Origin of the sequence: Psychromonas hadalis ATCC BAA-638, from assembly GCF_000420245.1 — a bacterium.
In the GTDB taxonomy this organism is placed as follows: domain Bacteria; phylum Pseudomonadota; class Gammaproteobacteria; order Enterobacterales; family Psychromonadaceae; genus Psychromonas; species Psychromonas hadalis.
Map to the genome: position 1 here is coordinate 1 of NZ_ATUO01000078.1, position 18,005 is coordinate 18,005.

The window sequence follows — 18,005 nt, forward strand, 5'->3', positions numbered from 1 at the left end:
AAAGCGGATGATATGAGCGCCATGGATCATAGTAGTATGAAAGCGGATGATATGAGCGCCATGGATCATAGTAGTATGAAAGCGGATGATATGAGTGCTATGGATCATAGTAGTATGAAAGCGGATGATATGAGTGCCATGGATCATAGCAGTATGAAAGCAGGTAATATGAGCGTCATGGATCATAGCAACATGAAAGCGGATGATATGAGTGCCATGAATCATAGCAAGATGGATCACGGTGATATGCAGATGGACAGTGTTGATCATGATATGGCATCCATGCCAAGCATGCAGGGAATGAGTTCTGATCAACATCATCAGCATATGAAGTATATGCAGGGGATGACCGAGCTTCAAGATCTGTTTAAAGCATTAGATAAAGCGAAAGATAACAATGAAATAAAAACTATCTTAGGTAAAATTAAACAGCACAGTAAAAAGAGCCATCAACAATTTCGCTTGGATTGTTAAGGAGACTGGTTTCGCTTATTAATCTGCGTTATATTTCACTCATAATTACTGAAATGGAATATTTATAATGAAAAAATTAGCACTTGTTACAATGACCGCCTTGTTCTTTTCAACGGCGACGTTTGCCATCGATTTTGGCAAACTAAACGAATCTGTTGATAAAGAGAAAGCGGGCGCATCGGTTGATACCAATAAACTAAAAGAGTCGGTAATGGGTGAAGAGCTTGATTATAAAAAAGCGTACGACTCCGTTGATAAGGAAAAAGCAGGGGATTCGATTGATACTAAAAAAGCAACAGAAGCGTTGTTAGCTGATTAATTGACGATAGAGCAATCATCTTTATAAAAATCCTCTCACTTACATCAAGTGAGAGGATTTTTTTATCAGTGATAATTTAGAAGCTATGACTATATTGCATTGCGACTAAAATTGCATCGGCGTGTGTGGTGGCCATAATTTGTGAAACACCCTTGGTCGTTTCTGTTACAGCAACATCTTTCCCTAGCAGGTAAGTTGCCCCTAAATCCACATTGGAATTTTCACTAATATGATAAGTGAATCCTGCTGAGAACCATTGACGATCAGAGTCAGGCACTGAGATTGAGGTGACTTCATCCTGTGCACTTTGGTCATACATATAACCGCCACGTAACGTCCAGCTGTTATTCAGATAATAAGTACCCCCTAATGCAAAGTGCATCGCATCTTTCCATTGGTAGTTGTTTAAAGCCACTCTTCCACCCGTTGTTTCAATGTCTAATGTTTCAAACGCAGACCAACCAATCCATTGTACGCTGTAATGTATTGCAAATTTTGAGTCAGTTAAGCGGTGATAACCAGAAAACTCCGCCATATCGGGCAGTGGCAGGTAAAGTGTTTCCGATACCTTATTACCTTGCACATATATATCACCCTCGGCTTTAATTTCAGGGCTGTAGTGGTATGAAAGACCAAAGCGGTTGTTTTTATTTAATTCAAAAACGGTGCCTAAGTTAAAACCAAGACCAAAGCCGGCTGCATCTGCATCGAGTAACTCTATTTTTTGAGAAGCCCCCACATTCAGTGAGCGTTGTAGTATGCCTGTGCCGTAAACAATATCGAGACCACCGCCGATGCTCCATTGCTTATTAATTCGGTAAGAGGCAGCTAGCCCTAGATTAATACTTTTTACATCGGTTAAACCACCGTATTCAGAAGCGGTAAAACTATCATCAAACTCAGTTTTAGTCGCAAAATTTGAATACAAGTTTATGCCGACGGCAAACTGTTCATTAAGTGGCACGATAAGGTGAATATTGGGGGCTAATGAGGTATCACCTGCATCTGCATAATTTGAGCTTGCACCTGTCGATGTTGGGCCATAGTAAGTCGCATCACTCACACTAATATCACTCTTTAACACATTCAAACCTAATGACAGTTCTGTTTTATCAAACAGTGCCATTGCAGCTGCATTACGTGCCATCACGGATGCGTTATCTGCAATGACGGCATCACCCGCAAATGCACGACCAAGGCCTGTTGCTGATTGTGCATTCAGTTGGAAACCTGCTGCAATGACTTGTGTTGTGCTAAGTGCAAGGGCGGTTACAAGCGCTGTTTTTTTAAAGAAATCTGTTTTTTTCATGTTTATTATTCCGTAAACGATAAATGTTAAATAATTGTTATCGAATTTTAAATAGTGAAAGCAAAAAGGGAAAGCCCTGTGAGCGATAAAAGTGGGATATTTTGTGATAGTTCTCTAATTTCGGGAGATTGTGCTACAAAAGTAAAAGATAACCAACTTTTAAAAAATAATTTAGTGTCTCTGATAGAGTAAATAAGCATTTACTGTGATTATTACTACTGCTCTTTAATGGCTTGAAAAACACTTGATTTTTCTGCGTCTTTCATCGAGAGATTACGCTTTTTAAGCCATTTTTTGTGTTCATAAAAATATAAAGAGTTAGCAATATTAGAGTGGAACTTTTATGGCGAATAATAATGACATCAATCAGGTTTTCAAGGCTTTGAGAATGAGGCTGAGAAAAGTGATTAACTCAGCCATTACTATTATTATTTTATCCCTAAAAAACCACCTGTTTGATGTGCCCAAAGCTGTGCATAAATACCTTTACCTTGAATAAGTTCTTGATGTGTTCCCTGTTCAAGAATTTTACCCTTGTCTAACACGATTAATCTGTCCATCGCTGCAATGGTTGATAATCGATGTGCGATGGCAATCACGGTTTTACCCTGCATTAACTCATACAAACTCTCTTGAATAGCGGCTTCTACTTCACTGTCAAGGGCAGAGGTTGCTTCATCTAATACCAAGATCGGCGCATCTTTGAGTAAGACACGTGAAATAGCAATACGTTGACGTTGCCCGCCAGAAAGCTTCACACCACGCTCACCGACCTGTGCGTCATAACCTGTGTTACCTTCATTATCGGTTAAATCCAAAATAAACGCGTGTGCTTCCGCTTGTTTACAAGCATTGACCATCTGCTCTTCTGTTGCATCTGGGCGCCCATAAAGAATATTTTCTCGAATCGAACGGTGCAGTAGTGAGGTATCTTGGGTTACCATGCCGATTTTTAAGCGTAAACTTTCCTGTTGTACATGGTTAATGTTTTGATCATCAATCATTATGTTACCCTGCTCTACATCATAAAAACGTAACAATAGATTAACAAGAGTCGATTTTCCCGCACCAGAGCGACCCACTAAACCCACTTTTTCACCCGCTTTTATTTTTAGATCAAGGTTATTAATGATCCCTTTATTTTCGCCATAATGGAAACTGATATTATCAAAATGGATAGCACCTTTATTTACATTGAGTGGTTTAGCGTCTTTTTTATCTTCAATAATATTGGGTTTTGCCAGCGTGCGCATGCCATCGGTCACTGTGCCGATATTTTCAAACAGCGCGCTCAACTCCCACATTATCCAATGCGACATGCCGTTTAAACGCAGTGCGAGACTAACAGCAATGGCGATAGCACCAACGGTAATGGCGCTTTGCATCCATAAGCTAATCGCCAGTGCCGTCATTGCAAACGCTAACACGTAATTAGAGAACTGGACGGTGACATTAATACCTGTTGCAAGGCGCATCTGTCTGTAAACGGTATCTAAAAATCCTTGCATTCCCTGCTTGGCATAAGCAGATTCAGAGTCCGTATGTGCAAACAGTTTGACGGTGGAAATATTGGTGTAACTGTCAACAATACGTCCTGTCATGGTTGAGCGTGCATCGGCTTGCTCGGTTGCTACCTTTTTCAAGCGTGGAATAAAGTAAATTTGTAGGCAGATATAAATCAATAACCAAACCAGCATTGGGATCGCTAAACGATAATCTGCTTGTGCAACCATCACCACCATTGAGATAAAATAAACCAATACATAAACCATGACGTTGAGTAGTTTCATCACGGTTTCACGTACTGCAAGAGCGGTTTGCATCACTTTAGTGGCGATACGCCCTGCAAAATCATCTTGGTAAAATGAGACACTTTGTTTAAGTAAGTAGCGATGTGCAAACCAACGTATCGACATTGGGTAATTGCCCAGCAAAACTTGGTGTACAATCAGTGAGTGAAAAAGTGTTAACAGGGGGATCAGTATCAATACAATCAGTGACATAACCAGTAGTGTTAAGCCTTCATCTTGCAATAAGGTCTCGGGATCTTTGGTGATCAGCCAATCAACTAATTGGCCCATAAAACCAAACAGAGAAACCTCTAAAATAGCTAATACTGACGTTAATACTGTCATCAAAAACAGGTAAAAACCGTAACCTTTTGTATAATGAAGGCAAAAAGCCACCAATGTATCGGGAGGCTGGGTTGGCTCTGCATCATTGAGTGCAGGTACCAAATTTTCAAAATACTTAAAAATCGTTAACATTTGCTTACCTAATGTGTAAAAAATACTCTCTTTAATATAAAGAGATAATCAAACAAAACAACTATTTAAGGGAAATAAAATGAAGATATCAGTGTTGTTAATTGGGCTGTTTTTATTATCAGCTTGTGGCGAAGATAAAAAAACAGAGCAAGTCATCATCCCCTCTGTACAACTTGAAGCATTAGAAAAAGCTAAAAATATAGAAGCTGAACTGTTAAAAGCACAGCAAAAAAGAGATGAAAAATATAAAAAACAGGGGTTATGAGTGATGAAAAAGTGGCTGAACAAACTACCTAAAGTTGAATTACACCTGCATTTAGAGGGCAGTTTAGAGCCTGAATTCATGTTTGAATTGGCAATGCGTAATAAAGTGATGATCCCTTTTAAAAGTGTGCAACAAATAAGGCAAGCTTACCAATTTGATAATTTACAAGATTTTTTAGACATCTATTATCAAGGTGCTGAAGTACTGATTGAAGAGCAAGATTTTTATGATTTAACATGGGCTTACCTGCTTAAGTGTAAAGAACAAAATGTTCTCCATGTTGAACCCTTTTTTGATGCACAAACGCATACTGATCGCGGTATAAAATTTGCCACGGTTATTAATGGCATTTCACATGCATTGCAAGATGGTGAGACAAAACTTGGCATAAGCTCTGTACTTATTCTCTGTTTTTTACGTCATTTAAGTGAACAACAAGCGTTTATTACACTTGCTCAAGCCATCCCTTTTTTAGATAAAATAAAAGCGGTTGGGTTGGACAGTGCCGAGAAAGGAAATCCACCAGAAAAATTTAGTCGTGTATTTGCCAAAGCGCGTGAGCTGGGTCTGTTAACCGTTGCGCATGCGGGGGAGGAAGGGCCTGCACCGTTTATTACAACCGTGCTTGATGATCTTCTGGTTTCGCGTATTGATCATGGTGTTAATGCGATGCAAGATGAAGCGTTAATGAAAAGGTTAATAAAAACACAGATGCCGTTAACTGTTTGTCCGCTCTCAAATACCAAGTTAAAAGTGTTTGCTGAACTGTCTGAACATACTATTTTAAAAATGTTAAACCGTGGTGTGTGTGTCACTGTAAACTCAGATGATCCGGCTTATTTCGGGGGGTATATAACTGAAAATTTTGTGGCGTTACATGAAGCATTAAACCTCACTAAAAAGCAAGCTAAGCAGTTGGTTGAAAATAGCATTAATGCCAGTTTTATTGATGATCAAGCAAAACAGGCATTGTTAGCAATGCTAAAGGCTTATCAATAAGCACTGCCAAAATTGAGGTAAAAGTAATCTTTTCCTAATGCATCATCCGTGCCGTAGGCGTAACCTAAGTTTATCGGCAGGGCATAGTTATAACCGAGCTTAAACTCAAGCTGTATCTGCGCACCAAACCCTGTTATGGGATCATATTTCTCACCCACATCCCATGCTGAGCCTGAATCAACAAAAACAGTGCCTGCAATGTCGCCCATTCCGAGCGGAAAGAGCCCCCAATTACGTTCGAAACGCATTAATAAAGAATTTATTTCAATGCGCTGTGTGGCATAAACATGACCGACTAGGGCGACATCATCATATCCTCGAATAGCTTGGCTATTACGGTCAAAAAGATTCATCTCTTGCTTTAAGTTATTGCCACCTAAGCTATATCTTTTGGCATCATCACTGGAATACCCTGCTGATAGACGGGTGAGTATGGTGATACGACCGGGTAGATCCCAGGTTACTCGCCACTGAGTTTGATATTTTTGTCCATTAAAATCACTGTTGAGAATGTTTTCTTCAAAAGTAAAATCATAATAGTGACCCCACCCTACATCTGGCACATTAAAATAATATTCTCGATTATCAAAGGTGAGAGCGATGCCCGTTGTTATCTCTGTTGCATCTATATCAAATGTTGGCTCTGTTTGTTGAATGTTTGTGGGCTGATAAAACAGGCTATCAAAACTCATTGAGATACCCGCGTGAAAGCTGAGTTTATCTTCCCATGCTGAAAAAATATGGTTGCGCTGTGCGACGTAGGTTTGATTGCTCGATATTTGATAGTGTGGATTTAGTTTATCTAAACTGACATTTTTAAATTTATAATCATGCAGGTAGGCAATAGCCCAACGGTTATCGTAGCGGTATTCAAACAGGTAAGAGCCGAGCTTATTTTTTACATCCCATAGTGCATAAATTTCATAATTATGACGACCGAGAGCATCTCCTCCATAGGTATTCAAACCTACTAGTGAGCGCACCTCATCGACATAAAGTACTGGCAACCATGAGTGCGGCTGAATGGTTTGCCAAGTGCTATAAGACACGGGGGGCGATATTTCAATCTGTTCATTAAGTTGGAGCACTTTTTTGTCATGATGTTGAACGTTGGAGTATGCGAATACTGTTATCGGTTCTGGTTTTTCAATATGGCGGATAGTATAACTGTTTTTCTCATAACTCTGAAAGACTAACCCTAATCCCGCTTGCCAAATCGGTTGAAATGCGCCTCCAATAACGGCGGTCCACTGTGTTATTGTGGATTTTTTAAAATCAAGGCGATAGATATTGGAGATGCCTGTGTAGTTTGCGCTATAGAGAATAGACCCATCCGCTAAAAACTCGGGACTATTTTCATTACCCTGCTGATCGCTGATATTTTTCCACTGTTTTGAGTTCAGATCAAACGTCATTAGCTTCCATTGACTCTGCGGGTATTTAATGGATGCAACAAGAAACTCACCCGAGGGGGCGATATCAAACTCTCCTAAAATAACATTTTCAGTACCCTGCCAAAGTTTAAGTGTGCTGTTTTTATTTTCTATATTGAGTAACCAAAGTTCGCTTAACCCTGCGACAATCCGTGTGGCTAAGATGCTTTTACCATCAGGAGTAAAACGCACATTTGTAAAACGAGCACGCTCCGTTAAACGTCTCCAATTGTTGTTATTATAGAGAAAAATATCATTGTATTGATGACCATCAACATAGTTGATAGTGCGTGTCGTTATAAGCCCAGCTTGAGGGTGACTGTCTATATCTTTAAGCTGGTTAGTTGGGGTGATAGAGTGCCATTTTTCATCATGATATTGCGCTATTTCATGTCTATCTTCGCCATTTATTTTGTTGACTAATAAACCCTCAATACTGCTGGCCGTTGCTTGTATAAAAGGAGAACTAAATAGCGTTTCCCCATCTACTTCCTGTTTTTCTAAGGTCTTAATTTGCTCTGAAAATTCATTGTTAAGGTCGACTTTAAAGTCTTGCCAGAGGGTTAAAAAATCTTTGCCATAGACCTTTTCTGTTTCACGATTTAAGAATAGGTAGGAGATTAAGTTTTGGCTGTAATTTTCTAAAAAAGTGAGTAGCTTCTCTTCGCCATAGGTTTTAGCAAGATAATTGATAAAATAAGCACCATAAATATAGGTGGAAGTGAGGGGCCACTCTCGGTTATGGAGAACAACTTTTTGTAGATCTTGTAACTGCTCACTTTGCACCTGTAAACGGATCTGCATATGGAAATTACTGCTGTCTAAGCGATCTGTTTTAAGTTGATTATTTTTTTCCAGATAGATAGCAACGCCTTCGAGTAACATTGCGGGGGTAAATTCAGCGGAGATAAACAGACCACGTAATGTGCCCTGACTAAGTTGCATTTGTAATATATAGCTATATTCATGTGCTAAAGTGATAGGTAACCAGTCATCTTCAATCTCAATCGTATTGATATCTGTGGGAGGGCTCATCACTAAGCGTATTTCACCATATTCTAACGTTGATTCATGGCCACTGAGGTTATCAATGTCATCTAACAAGATTATCTCTGTGCGCTTTTCGGGTGTGACCTTAAAAAAGGGTTGTAGCTGTTGATGTACCTGTTCAGCAATTTTTAGAACACGTGTTGCGTTCTCTTGGTGAACCTCTAGGTAACTAATAGAGAAGTGTGTAGAGGTTTGCTGTAACCACTTATCCCCTTTTTTGTCCCAAGCGACGAAGTTTGCCGCATTTAAAAATGCAGTCGGAAAACTCGATAGCATTATCAAAAGCAGAAAAGATTTAATTGTTTTGCTCATACTAAAGAGATCCATTCTATTATTGCTCTATTTTAAACTTTTTTGCTTTATACCCATGTTACCTCAAGATGCTTTGTCAGGCACAAGCTCGATAATCAGAGCAAGGTGCAATACGAAGTAATTGTAATTCACTTTTTGAGCATTGCAACGCTGAGCTGGTTTTCGATCTTGCGCCCCGTAGGGCAACGAAAATCGCACCAATCTGCGTTGTGATAAAATATATATATAGAATAACTATTAAAGAATTAACGTATTTCTGTTAATTCTACCGACAGAGGATTAATGTGTTTTTATTAATCTCTCGAAAGGTTCCATTTTATGTCTAGCATATTGGCACAATTTGCATTGCTGACTTTGTATCTTGAAGCATCATGGGGATATATCGTTATCAATTTATCAATGTTGTGTGATAACAAAATTGCTTTTGATAAATGATCTGTTTAACTTCATTACTTATTCATATTAATATAACAAGTTGATTTATGGCTACTCAAAGACCTTCAATATTTTATATCGATTTTTTACGTTTTATTGCCACTATTGCGGTAGTCGCCATTCATGTATTAGGTCCATTTCGCTTTTTGTATGGTGAGATCCCAAATGGTGATTGGTTAGCTGCAATGGGCATCAATAGTATCACTCGATGGGCTGTACCTGTATTTATGATGATAAGTGGGGCGTTATTACTTTCTACAGAGCGTGCCTTTGACTGTGAGCACTATTTAACAAAACGCCTCTCTAAAGTGGCCATTCCTTTTCTTGGCTGGACAATTATCTACGCTATTGTGGCTGGTTTTACCGTGGATGGTTGGTCTGCTACACAAACAATGCAAATTATTCAAAATTCACCTAACGATCCCACTTGGTATCACCTGTGGTTTTTTTATGATTTTATTCCACTTTATTTTGTTATTCCATTTTTAATTCCTTTGCTAAAAAAATTAACACCAGAGCTAACTAAATTAGTGGTTGTTACGATTTCAGTGATGTTTTTAATGAAGTGGTTTAAGGTCGAGAGTTTTTTATTAGAAAACCTTATTTTATATACTGGGTATCTTATTTTAGGTTGGTACCTGTTTAATCGAGATAACCGTGAACAACTAAACTATTGGTTAGTCGCGGGCATTACAATGCTACTACTTAATTTCTTTGGTTCGTGGGAATTAGCCGTGAAAAAGGGTGAATACAGTTCATTCTTTATGGGTTATAAAACACTGAATACTATGATTATTGGTGGTATGTTGTTTGTGGTGGCACAAACTTATGCAGATAGAATTAAAGGAAATTTTCGTGCATTAATCTCACAGTTTTCAAAATATAGTTTAGGGATCTACCTATTACACCCACTGCTATTAATTCCTGTTCGTAAATTAGATAATGGTTTTTATGATTTCTTTGGCAGTAATTGGTTGGCTATTCCTATTATTACGATTGTGGTGTTATTTGTCTCGCTATTTTGCACCATGTTATTGGTTAAAATACCGCTTATTAAACGTATTGTACCGTAATTTTTTAAAATAAGATGCTCACGGCGATGGTGAGCGATCTTTTACTCTGATTGATCTATTCTGTCATTTATCGAAAACAAAAACGTAAAATTTTTTAGTACTTTAAATGTTGGTTGCCTGTTTTTTATCTCAAAGGAGTTGTTATGTCTCGTTATGTGCTTTTTTTTAGCTTATTAATCAGTCCCTTTATGCTTTGGGCATCTGATCCCTTTACTGATTTAGCATCTGAAATGGTGCTATTTGAAGCTGAGAAAGTTGATTCGCCACAGATGCAGCGTGAATTTGAGTTGTATCTACAATCACAGCAAAGTGATTATCAAATTTGGCAGGCGCAATACCTAAAAGAATTTGACCAATTTCAACAAGATGTGATTAAAAAGTGGGGCAAAGCCGAGACCAGTCACGCTGAATATGATGTTGAATTTAGCGAGGACAAAAATGTTAAATCAGTGATTGATTATGCGAACGAACAGGTGAAAATTGAATTGATTGTGAATCAAAATATTTCACAAGTTGAAGCGGAAAAAGCACTGAAAAAACAGATGGAAAAATTACTGCAAGATAAATCATCTAGTCTTGCTCAGTTGTTTAGTGAGGATAAAATAGATAACCAAGGGAAGTTTACCCTTTCTCGCATTGAATTTTCTGATGAAAACAATCAAAAAAGCAAAGATATCATTATTAAACAGACACAAGCGTTAGCACAAGAGATTGATAAACAAGCAGATCGCGCTTTATTACCTGATAGCGTGCTAAGTGAAAAAGAGGCTAGCTTATTAGCGACACAGGAGAAAAAAGAGTTACTTAAAAGTAGTCAAGCACGTTTGACTAACAGTGATAAAAATTATTTACAGGCCAAAAAAGAAGCATCGGAAAATAGTAAAATTATTCGTTATACCGTTAGCCTCCCTAAAAACAGCTTACAGAAGCGTGCCAGTAAATATGTACATTTTGCAGAAAAGGAGAGTGAAGTAAATCAGATTCCAGCCGCACTTATTATGGCAATTATGCACTCTGAATCTGCGTTTAATCCTAATGCTAAATCTGCGGTTCCCGCCTATGGCTTAATGCAGATTGTCCCACGCAGTGCAGGCCATGATGTGAATAAATTGGTGCGTAATATAGATAAGCCAATGTCAGTGAGCGATCTGTATGTTCCTGAAATAAATGTTGAAACAGGAAGTGCTTATCTTAATATATTGGATAAACGCTATTTAAAAGCGATAAAAAATGAACAGAGTCGTCTTTACTGCACTATCGCCGCTTACAATACTGGCGCGGGTAATGTGGCACGCGTATTTAACAAAGATGGTGCGCGTAATATTAATAAAGCAGCTAAAGTCATTAATCAACTTTCTCCCGATGAGGTGTATCAACAACTGCTGGCGAAACTTCCCTTTGATGAAACAAAGCATTATTTACAGCGGGTAAATTCGCGTATTGCTTTGTATCAAACTAAACTATGAATAATGACAAAGGAGCGGGTTATGAACAAAAATGTAGGTGGTATTGATCGTGGTTTACGTGTCGGTGCTGGTATTGTGATGATTGCTGTTGGTTTCTATTTTCAGAGTTGGTGGGGGGTGATTGGTTTAATCCCCCTCTTTACAGGGACAATCGGTTGGTGTCCTGCTTATCTTCCTTTTGGGATATCGAGTTGTGCGTGCGAAAAAGAGCAAAAGAAGGATTAATCCTTTTGCAATAATTGTTGCAGATTTTTTAAAATCTGAGCCGTTGCGCCCCAGATTAGGTGGTTTTGATAACTAATACAATAGGTAAAGTGACGTTTTTTATTGGCTACAAGGTGTTGCCGATAGAAATTTTTGTTCTCTAATAAAAAGCTTAGCGGTACTTCAAAAACACTTTTAACCTCTTGCGCATCAATTTTTAAGATAAATTGGCTATCTACAAAAGCAATAAAAGGGAATACTTCAAAACCACTTGTGGTATTAAGTGCGGGTAATTCTCCTATCATATTGATGAACTTCGCATCAATACCAATCTCTTCCTCTGTTTCTCGTCGCGCTGTTTGTTGTAGTGTTAGATCCCTTGGTTCATATTTCCCCCCTGGAAAACTAACTTGTCCTGGATGATGGCGCAGGTGCAGTGCTCGCTCTGTCAAAATAATATGTAGCCCATCTCTCCGTTCAACTAAAATAATCAATACCGCTGCTTTTTTGAGGTTCTGATCTAATGATCGCTGTTTTTTTGGAGATGAGAATAAAAAAAAGTTTAAAAACGACTCTCTATTCATATTATTTACCCTGCTATTTATTGTTAATAAAGAATATTATTTTAGCTTAGAAGTGAAGTTACTTACCCGCTTAATTTTAATGGCAATACTTCGCTCTCTTTTTTTATACAAAAATCCAACATCATTCGACAAAAACAACCATTTATAGTAGCTTAGTGCCATTAATTTTTGATGGAAAAGTCACGTGTTGATTTCTACTCTACCTGTACGAGTTTATTACGAAGATACCGATGCTGGTGGCGTCGTCTATTATGCAAATTACCTAAAATTTTTTGAACGCGGTCGCACTGAGTGTTTACGGGAAAGTAATATTGAACAAGATGTTCTATTAGCAAAAAATATCGTATTTATGGTTAAAAAAGTAGAGATGGATTGTATTCAACCTGCACGCTTTAACCAGTTACTGTCGATGAAAACAGAAGTTGAAAGTTATCGGAAAGCGAGCTTAGTCTTCAAACAACAAATATTTAATGAGAGTGGGGAACTTCTTTGTCAAGCCTCTACTCTAATCGCCTGTGTTAATCTACAGAAAATGAAACCCACAGCAATTCCTGCTGAAATAATCGAGGTAATGTCCAGTGCATGCTGATATGTCTTTTATAGGTCTGTTTTTACAAGCAAGTATGCTGGTAAAGTTTGTCATGTTACTGCTACTTGGTATGTCTATTTACTCATGGACGCTGATCTTTTCACGCGCAAGAATGTTTAAATCTGCCCAGCAAGCATTGACTCACTTTGAAGAACGCTTTTGGTCTGGTCATGATCTCAGCCGTTTATATAAAGAAACGGCTGCACGTAGTGAACATATTACCGGCAGTGAAAAAATATTTTACAGTGGTTTTAAAGAGTTTTCTCGCTTACATCGCATGCCGGGGCGTAATGTGGATAGCGTAACCGAAGGTGCTCATCGTAGCATGCGTGTGACACTTTCACGTGAAGTTGAAGGGTTAGAAACAGGACTTTCAGCACTGGCAACCATTGGTTCTATCAGCCCTTATATTGGTCTGTTTGGAACAGTATGGGGAATCATGAACTCTTTTATTGCGCTTGGTGAAGTGCAGCAAGCGACATTAACTATGGTTGCGCCGGGCATTGCAGAAGCGTTGATTGCAACGGCGATGGGCTTATTTGCGGCAATCCCTGCGGTGATTGCGTATAATAAATTTTCCACAAATATGACAAAAATAGAGACCGCTTACATTAATTTAATGGAAGAGTTTACCTCTATTTTACATCGTCAAGCGATGACTGAAAGCGAATAGGAGCCATTATGCAATATGCTTATCGTAGACCGCGCCGTAAAGTGGTCGCGGAAATTAATGTGGTGCCTTACATTGATGTTATGTTAGTACTGTTAATTATCTTTATGGCAACGGCTACGACAGTCACGCTTGGCGTTAAAGTTGACTTGCCACAAGCGACGGCCGAAGCACTTTCTGTTGATAGTAAACCTCCCTTGATAGCCTCTATTGATAAGCAGGGATTATATTATTTAGATGTTGGTGAAAGTGGCGATACTGCGCTGAGCAGTGACGAAATGAGTGCGTTAGTCAAAGCGCAGCTACTTGCAGATAAAGAAACACAGTTTGTAATTAAAGGGGATGGTGATGTGCCCTATAAACGTGTTATCGAGTTAATGGTTCTATTGCAAGAGTCGGGTGTTGCTTCATTGGGATTAATGACCGAGCCGGTTGAAAATGAAAAATAGTACTACTGTTATCGCTTTTGTCACCGCACTGTCACTGCATCTTATTGTTGGTGGCGTATTGTTAATGAGCATGGATTTTTCACTGCCCAAAAATAAACCCAAGGAGATGATTGTTATCAAAGCATCGGTGGTGAATCAAAAACTATTTGATGATTTAGCGCAGAAAAAGGCAGATAAAGTCGCTTCTGAGAAAAGAAAAATAGAGCAGAAACGCGCCGAAAAAGCACGTATTAAACGTGAAAAAAAGCGGGCTGAGAAAAAGCGTAAAGAGGTGGAAGCGATGCGTGTTAAAGCGGAAAAAGTAAAAGCCGCTGAAAAAAAGAAATTGGAAGAACGCATCCTGTTTGAGAAAATAGTGGCTGCCAAAGCACTAAGAGCGAAAAAAGAAGCGGAAAAAACAAAAAAAATAGCGGAAGAAAAATTTAAAAAGCAGGAAGAAAAGCGCATAAAAAGAGAGCAAGAAGAAGCTAAACGTATCGAAGTAGAAAAGGTGGCAGTCGCTAAAGCTCTAAAAGAAAAACGAGCCAAGGAAGCTAAAATAAAAGCAGATAAAGAGGCAAAACGAAAAGCAGAGCATTTACGCCAAGCTGAGCTTGATAAGCAGATGGAAGCAGAGTTTGCAGATTCGTTTTCAAGTGCACAAAGCTCAAAACAGTTATCAGAAATTGCCCGTTACGAAGCACTGATTAGAGATAAAATTAGTCGAAACTGGCAAGTTGAGCCAAGTATGAAAGGCAAGCTATGTAAGTTGAGTATTCGATTAGCACCAGACGGTTTAGTATTAAGTACTCGCCGTATTAAAGGTGATGAGAAAGTCTGTGCCTCGGCCGAAAGAGCAACAAGGAAAGCAAAAACGTTACCGATCCCCAGAGATCCTGAAATAGCCCCACAGTTTCGCGATTTTGATATTACTTTAGAGTATGATTTTTAAGGAAAATAGAAGATGTTTGTTCGTTTATTGTTAGTAATATCGTTATCGATAGTTTCATTGCAGGCTTCTGCGCGTTTAGAAATACTAATCACTGAAGGTGTGAGCAGTGCCCGTCCTATTGCTGTTATCCCTTTTAAGTGGTTAGGCGAGGGTAAAAAACCTCAAAATTTTGCAAAGATCATTGCAAGTGATCTCAGAAGTAGTGGCCAATTTAGCCCTATCTCACTGGATAAAATGGCTAAAACACCTTCTAATAGCCAACACATTGATTATGCGTTATGGCATAAAATAGGCGTAGAAGCGATTGTAATGGGAGAGGTAAAACCTGCGACTAAAGCCGGTAAATATACTATCACTTACGAATTACTTGATGTGGTGACGGGTAATATGGGCATGGCGGGTTATTCTCCTGTGATGGAAAAACGTCGTAGTACGGTAAAAACAAAACAGCTTCGTCAATTTGCGCATCGTATCAGTGATGTGGTTTATGAAAAACTAACAGGGGATAGAGGGGCGTTTTTAACGCGGATTGCTTATGTGGCTGTGGATCGCAAAAGTTCGCATCCTTACCAATTACGTATTTCAGATTACGACGGTTATGGTGAGAAGTTAGTATTACGCTCTAAACAACCGATTATGTCTCCCTCTTGGTCTCCAGATGGTCGAAAGCTTGCATATGTTAGTTTTGAAAAAAAACGCTCACAAATCTATGTTCAAGATCTCTATACGCAAAAGCGTGAGTTAATGACCTCATTTCCAAAAATAAATGGTGCGCCTAACTGGTCACCTGACGGAAAACAGCTAGCATTAGTTTTGTCAAAAGATGGCCAACCAGAAATTTATGTTTTAAATGTGATCACCAAAGCGTTAAAGCGTATTACGCGAAACCGTGTTATTGATACTGAGCCAAGTTGGACACCTGATGGTAAAAGTTTGATTTTTTCATCGGAGCGTGGTGGAAGACCACAGATTTATCAAGTTGAGCTCACATCTGGCAAAACAAAACGCCTAACTTGGGAAGGCGAAATGAATTTAGGTGGTGCAATTACCCCAGATGGTGATAGTCTTGTGTTAGTGAGTCGTCATAATGGAAATTATAAAATTTCAGTGCAAGATCTTGATTCTGGTGAGTTAAGAACACTGACTAAAACTCAGCTCGACGAATCGCCAAGTATCGCACCGAATGGCAGTATGATAATTTACAGTACTGTTTATCAAGGTAAGAAAGGGTTGGCGCTAGTATCGATGGATGGTCGTTTTAAAGCGAATATTCCAGCAAAAAACGGTGACGTTAAATCACCAGCATGGTCTCCATTTTTAAACTAATATCATTCTGTTTAATAAAGGGTCAAATTTTACGAAGAAAAAATAGTCAAGAGCAAGGCGCATGATTGATTAATAAGCAAAACGGTAATTTGTTTTGTTCTGTATACTGTTTGACGAAGTCAAATAGAGCAGAGACGATTGAATGCAACGCTGATATTGGCTGTTTTGACGAGTAGAGTGACCAAGTACTTAGACCGATTGGTATCAATATTTTAAGTAAAAATAAGGAAAGAAAATGAATTTATCAATGATTTCAAAAAGCTTGTTGATTGCACTACCAATGTTAGCACTGGGTGCTTGTAGCTCAAACAGCGATAGCGATGCTGCGTCAAGTGAAACAAATAAAGCAGCGACGGAAGAAGTTGTAGAAAACGGTGCAGATAACACAGTTGAGACTGATGTAATTGAAGCAGTTGAATTAACAGAAGAAGAGCAACTTGTACAAGAGTACACGTGGGCCATTCTTGAAACCACAATCAACTTTGAGTTTGATAAATCTGCTATCGCACCTCGCTTTACAAAAATCCTTGATGCACATGCTAAGTTCTTAGTAAACAACCCTGAGAAAGCACTAACAATCGAAGGCCATGCAGATGAAAAAGGAACGCCTGAGTACAATATAGCACTAGGCGAGCGTCGAGCTAACTCTGTTTCTACTTACCTAGAAAACATGGGTGTTGCTACTAGCCAAATTAGTGTTGTAAGTTATGGTGAAGAGAAACCTGTTAATTTAGGTCATGACACAGCAGCTCACGCTGAAAATCGTCGTGCTGAACTTACTTACTAATCTGATCTTAGTATGAAAAAAGTTAAATTAAACGTGGCCATTTTTATGGCCACTTTTTTATCTGCTTCTAGCTTTGCAGTTGCGCCTGTTAATGACGTGACGACCACTAAAAGCAACAAACAGATAGAGAAACAACTTGATGAGTTAACGCGTCTATTAGAAACGCGTAATCGCATGCAGATACGTTTTCAGAACCAACTTGATGAACTCTCGCAAGAGGTGAGTCAAATCAACGGAAATTTAGAACTGTTTAACCATAAAATTGATCAGATTGAAAATCGTCAGCGTAATTTGTATCAGCTTATTGAAGAGCAAAAAAATAATATAGCGAAAGCGCCTCGCAGTAAAGTCTCTGAAAACAGCGAACCTGTTGCACTAGACGAAAAAGCGGCTTATCAGTTAGCTGTTGATTTAGTGTTAGTTGAAAAAGATTATGGACAAGCGATCACTGCATTTGAAGCATTTGTGATTGATCACCCTAAATCTGCATTGGTTGCTAATTCGCAGTACTGGTTAGGGCAACTTCTCTATAAAGAGAAAAAACGCGATGAAGCGCGTCGTGCATTTTTAATTGTGACGGATAAATACCCTGATTCAAGTAAACGTGCAGACGCACTGTTTAAAATTGGTATTATTGATGAATATGTCGGTAAAAAAGATTCTGCCAAGCGCTTTTACGGAAAAGTGTTAAAAGAGTATCCTGATTCATCGGCAGCAGGGCTTGCAAGTAAACGTTTAAAAGGTCTATAAAGCTCAGTTAGATAGGCTAAATAGGCTAATTTGTTTGTTTTCTCAACAAACAGAAAAAAAGCACGAAATTTTTGTTGCGCTCTCAAAATTATTGTATATTATACGCCGCAGTTGAGAGGGAATGTGACATGGTTCATGTTAAATATTAACTAGGCCTGTAGATGATTCATATCAGACCGTTAGCTCAGTTGGTAGAGTTTAAAACCAAAACCATATTGTATATGGGCCGTTAGCTCAGTTGGTAGAGCAGTGGACTTTTAATCCATTTGTCGAAGGTTCAAATCCTTCACGGCCCACCACTTTCTTAAAGTGG

18 protein-coding genes and 1 tRNA gene are annotated in these 18,005 nt (G+C 38.7%); 15 read left to right on the plus strand and 4 right to left on the minus strand.

The genetic code is table 11. The features are described 5' to 3' along the window. Window positions 1-474, plus strand: a 474-nt coding sequence (locus G322_RS23735) for a hypothetical protein (RefSeq protein WP_028866569.1), incomplete at its 5' end; no start/stop codon positions are given. A gap of 67 nt (window positions 475-541) precedes the next feature. After that, entirely contained in the window at window positions 542-793 is a 252-nt protein-coding gene (locus G322_RS0110820) for a hypothetical protein (protein WP_022941801.1), read from the plus strand. 76 nt (window positions 794-869) lie between these two features. On the opposite strand, the gene G322_RS0110825 is transcribed toward G322_RS0110820, so the two are convergent. Together G322_RS0110825 and G322_RS0110830 are read right to left on the minus strand one after the other, a co-directional pair. Then, window positions 870-2,102 (minus strand): outer membrane protein transport protein, encoded by a 1,233-nt coding sequence (locus tag G322_RS0110825; protein ID WP_022941802.1) that lies wholly within the window; start codon window positions 2,100-2,102, stop codon window positions 870-872. 428 nt (window positions 2,103-2,530) lie between these two features. Then, window positions 2,531-4,360: an ABC transporter ATP-binding protein gene (locus G322_RS0110830; RefSeq protein ID WP_028866570.1), complete on the minus strand. Its 1,830-nt coding sequence runs from the start codon at window positions 4,358-4,360 to the stop codon at window positions 2,531-2,533. An 88-nt stretch (window positions 4,361-4,448) separates the two neighbouring features. On the opposite strand from G322_RS0110830, the gene G322_RS0110835 reads away from it, so the two are divergent. After that, window positions 4,449-4,634 (plus strand): hypothetical protein, encoded by a 186-nt coding sequence (locus G322_RS0110835; RefSeq protein WP_022941804.1) that lies wholly within the window; start codon window positions 4,449-4,451, stop codon window positions 4,632-4,634. A 3-nt stretch (window positions 4,635-4,637) separates the two neighbouring features. Further along, window positions 4,638-5,633, plus strand: coding sequence for an adenosine deaminase (locus G322_RS0110840; protein ID WP_028866571.1), 996 nt, complete (start codon window positions 4,638-4,640; stop codon window positions 5,631-5,633). On the opposite strand, the gene G322_RS0110845 is transcribed toward G322_RS0110840, so the two are convergent. Then, the gene (locus G322_RS0110845; RefSeq protein WP_022941805.1) at window positions 5,627-8,428 is read right to left on the minus strand and encodes a hypothetical protein; all 2,802 of its coding nucleotides are present in this window, start codon (window positions 8,426-8,428) and stop codon (window positions 5,627-5,629) included. The two genes, G322_RS0110840 and G322_RS0110845, sit on opposite strands and share 7 nt — an antisense overlap. Before the next feature lie 482 nt (window positions 8,429-8,910). On the opposite strand from G322_RS0110845, the gene G322_RS0110855 reads away from it, so the two are divergent. The 3 genes from G322_RS0110855 to G322_RS0110865 all read left to right on the plus strand — a co-directional run bounded on the left by G322_RS0110855 (window position 8,911) and on the right by G322_RS0110865 (window position 11,627). Then, entirely contained in the window at window positions 8,911-9,936 is a 1,026-nt protein-coding gene (locus G322_RS0110855; protein ID WP_022941807.1) for an acyltransferase, read from the plus strand. Window positions 9,937-10,079: 143 nt separating this feature from the next. After that, window positions 10,080-11,402 (plus strand): transglycosylase SLT domain-containing protein, encoded by a 1,323-nt coding sequence (locus tag G322_RS22290; protein WP_022941808.1) that lies wholly within the window; start codon window positions 10,080-10,082, stop codon window positions 11,400-11,402. 21 nt (window positions 11,403-11,423) lie between these two features. Next, entirely contained in the window at window positions 11,424-11,627 is a 204-nt protein-coding gene (locus G322_RS0110865) for a YgaP family membrane protein (protein ID WP_022941809.1), read from the plus strand. Here G322_RS0110865 and G322_RS0110870 read toward each other — a convergent pair. After that, window positions 11,624-12,190 carry a CoA pyrophosphatase gene (locus G322_RS0110870; protein WP_022941810.1) on the minus strand — a complete coding sequence of 189 codons (567 nt, stop codon included), beginning with the start codon at window positions 12,188-12,190 and terminating at the stop codon, window positions 11,624-11,626. The two genes, G322_RS0110865 and G322_RS0110870, sit on opposite strands and share 4 nt — an antisense overlap. Before the next feature lie 184 nt (window positions 12,191-12,374). On the opposite strand from G322_RS0110870, the gene ybgC reads away from it, so the two are divergent. The 8 genes from ybgC (at window position 12,375) to G322_RS0110910 (ending at window position 17,991) form a co-directional block, all read left to right on the plus strand. Beyond that, window positions 12,375-12,779: a tol-pal system-associated acyl-CoA thioesterase gene (ybgC, locus tag G322_RS0110875; RefSeq protein WP_022941811.1), complete on the plus strand. Its 405-nt coding sequence runs from the start codon at window positions 12,375-12,377 to the stop codon at window positions 12,777-12,779. Further along, the gene (gene tolQ / locus G322_RS0110880) at window positions 12,769-13,452 is read left to right on the plus strand and encodes a protein TolQ (RefSeq protein ID WP_022941812.1); all 684 of its coding nucleotides are present in this window, start codon (window positions 12,769-12,771) and stop codon (window positions 13,450-13,452) included. The genes ybgC and tolQ overlap by 11 nt, the downstream gene beginning before the upstream one ends. Before the next feature lie 8 nt (window positions 13,453-13,460). Continuing rightward, window positions 13,461-13,898, plus strand: coding sequence for a protein TolR (gene tolR, locus G322_RS0110885; protein ID WP_022941813.1), 438 nt, complete (start codon window positions 13,461-13,463; stop codon window positions 13,896-13,898). Further along, window positions 13,888-14,829 carry a cell envelope integrity protein TolA gene (gene tolA / locus G322_RS0110890; RefSeq protein WP_022941814.1) on the plus strand — a complete coding sequence of 314 codons (942 nt, stop codon included), beginning with the start codon at window positions 13,888-13,890 and terminating at the stop codon, window positions 14,827-14,829. The genes tolR and tolA overlap by 11 nt, the downstream gene beginning before the upstream one ends. A 12-nt stretch (window positions 14,830-14,841) precedes the next feature. Next, window positions 14,842-16,155, plus strand: coding sequence for a Tol-Pal system beta propeller repeat protein TolB (tolB, locus tag G322_RS0110895; RefSeq protein WP_022941815.1), 1,314 nt, complete (start codon window positions 14,842-14,844; stop codon window positions 16,153-16,155). Window positions 16,156-16,390: 235 nt separating this feature from the next. Beyond that, entirely contained in the window at window positions 16,391-16,942 is a 552-nt protein-coding gene (pal, locus tag G322_RS0110900; protein WP_022941816.1) for a peptidoglycan-associated lipoprotein Pal, read from the plus strand. Between the two features lie 12 nt (window positions 16,943-16,954). Next, complete coding sequence (ybgF, locus tag G322_RS0110905; protein WP_022941817.1) at window positions 16,955-17,692, plus strand: tol-pal system protein YbgF; 738 nt, start codon at window positions 16,955-16,957, stop codon at window positions 17,690-17,692. Window positions 17,693-17,915: 223 nt separating this feature from the next. After that, window positions 17,916-17,991, plus strand: a tRNA-Lys gene (locus G322_RS0110910). Window positions 17,992-18,005: the final 14 nt, after the last annotated feature.

Excerpts from the sequence above, each read along its gene's own strand:
- pal (WP_022941816.1), top strand. The coding sequence starts at position 16,391 with ATGAATTTATCAATGATTTCAAAAAGCTTGTTGATTGCACTACCAATG.
- G322_RS0110835 (WP_022941804.1), top strand. The coding sequence starts at position 4,449 with ATGAAGATATCAGTGTTGTTAATTGGGCTGTTTTTATTATCAGCTTGT.
- ybgF (WP_022941817.1), top strand. The coding sequence starts at position 16,955 with ATGAAAAAAGTTAAATTAAACGTGGCCATTTTTATGGCCACTTTTTTA.
- tolB (WP_022941815.1), top strand. The coding sequence starts at position 14,842 with ATGTTTGTTCGTTTATTGTTAGTAATATCGTTATCGATAGTTTCATTG.
- G322_RS0110840 (WP_028866571.1), top strand. The coding sequence starts at position 4,638 with ATGAAAAAGTGGCTGAACAAACTACCTAAAGTTGAATTACACCTGCAT.
- G322_RS0110865 (WP_022941809.1), top strand. The coding sequence starts at position 11,424 with ATGAACAAAAATGTAGGTGGTATTGATCGTGGTTTACGTGTCGGTGCT.
- G322_RS22290 (WP_022941808.1), top strand. The coding sequence starts at position 10,080 with ATGTCTCGTTATGTGCTTTTTTTTAGCTTATTAATCAGTCCCTTTATG.
- G322_RS0110820 (WP_022941801.1), top strand. The coding sequence starts at position 542 with ATGAAAAAATTAGCACTTGTTACAATGACCGCCTTGTTCTTTTCAACG.
- G322_RS0110855 (WP_022941807.1), top strand. The coding sequence starts at position 8,911 with ATGGCTACTCAAAGACCTTCAATATTTTATATCGATTTTTTACGTTTT.
- G322_RS0110845 (WP_022941805.1), bottom strand. The coding sequence starts at position 8,428 with ATGAGCAAAACAATTAAATCTTTTCTGCTTTTGATAATGCTATCGAGT.
- tolA (WP_022941814.1), top strand. The coding sequence starts at position 13,888 with ATGAAAAATAGTACTACTGTTATCGCTTTTGTCACCGCACTGTCACTG.
- G322_RS0110825 (WP_022941802.1), bottom strand. The coding sequence starts at position 2,102 with ATGAAAAAAACAGATTTCTTTAAAAAAACAGCGCTTGTAACCGCCCTT.
- tolR (WP_022941813.1), top strand. The coding sequence starts at position 13,461 with ATGCAATATGCTTATCGTAGACCGCGCCGTAAAGTGGTCGCGGAAATT.
- G322_RS0110870 (WP_022941810.1), bottom strand. The coding sequence starts at position 12,190 with ATGAATAGAGAGTCGTTTTTAAACTTTTTTTTATTCTCATCTCCAAAA.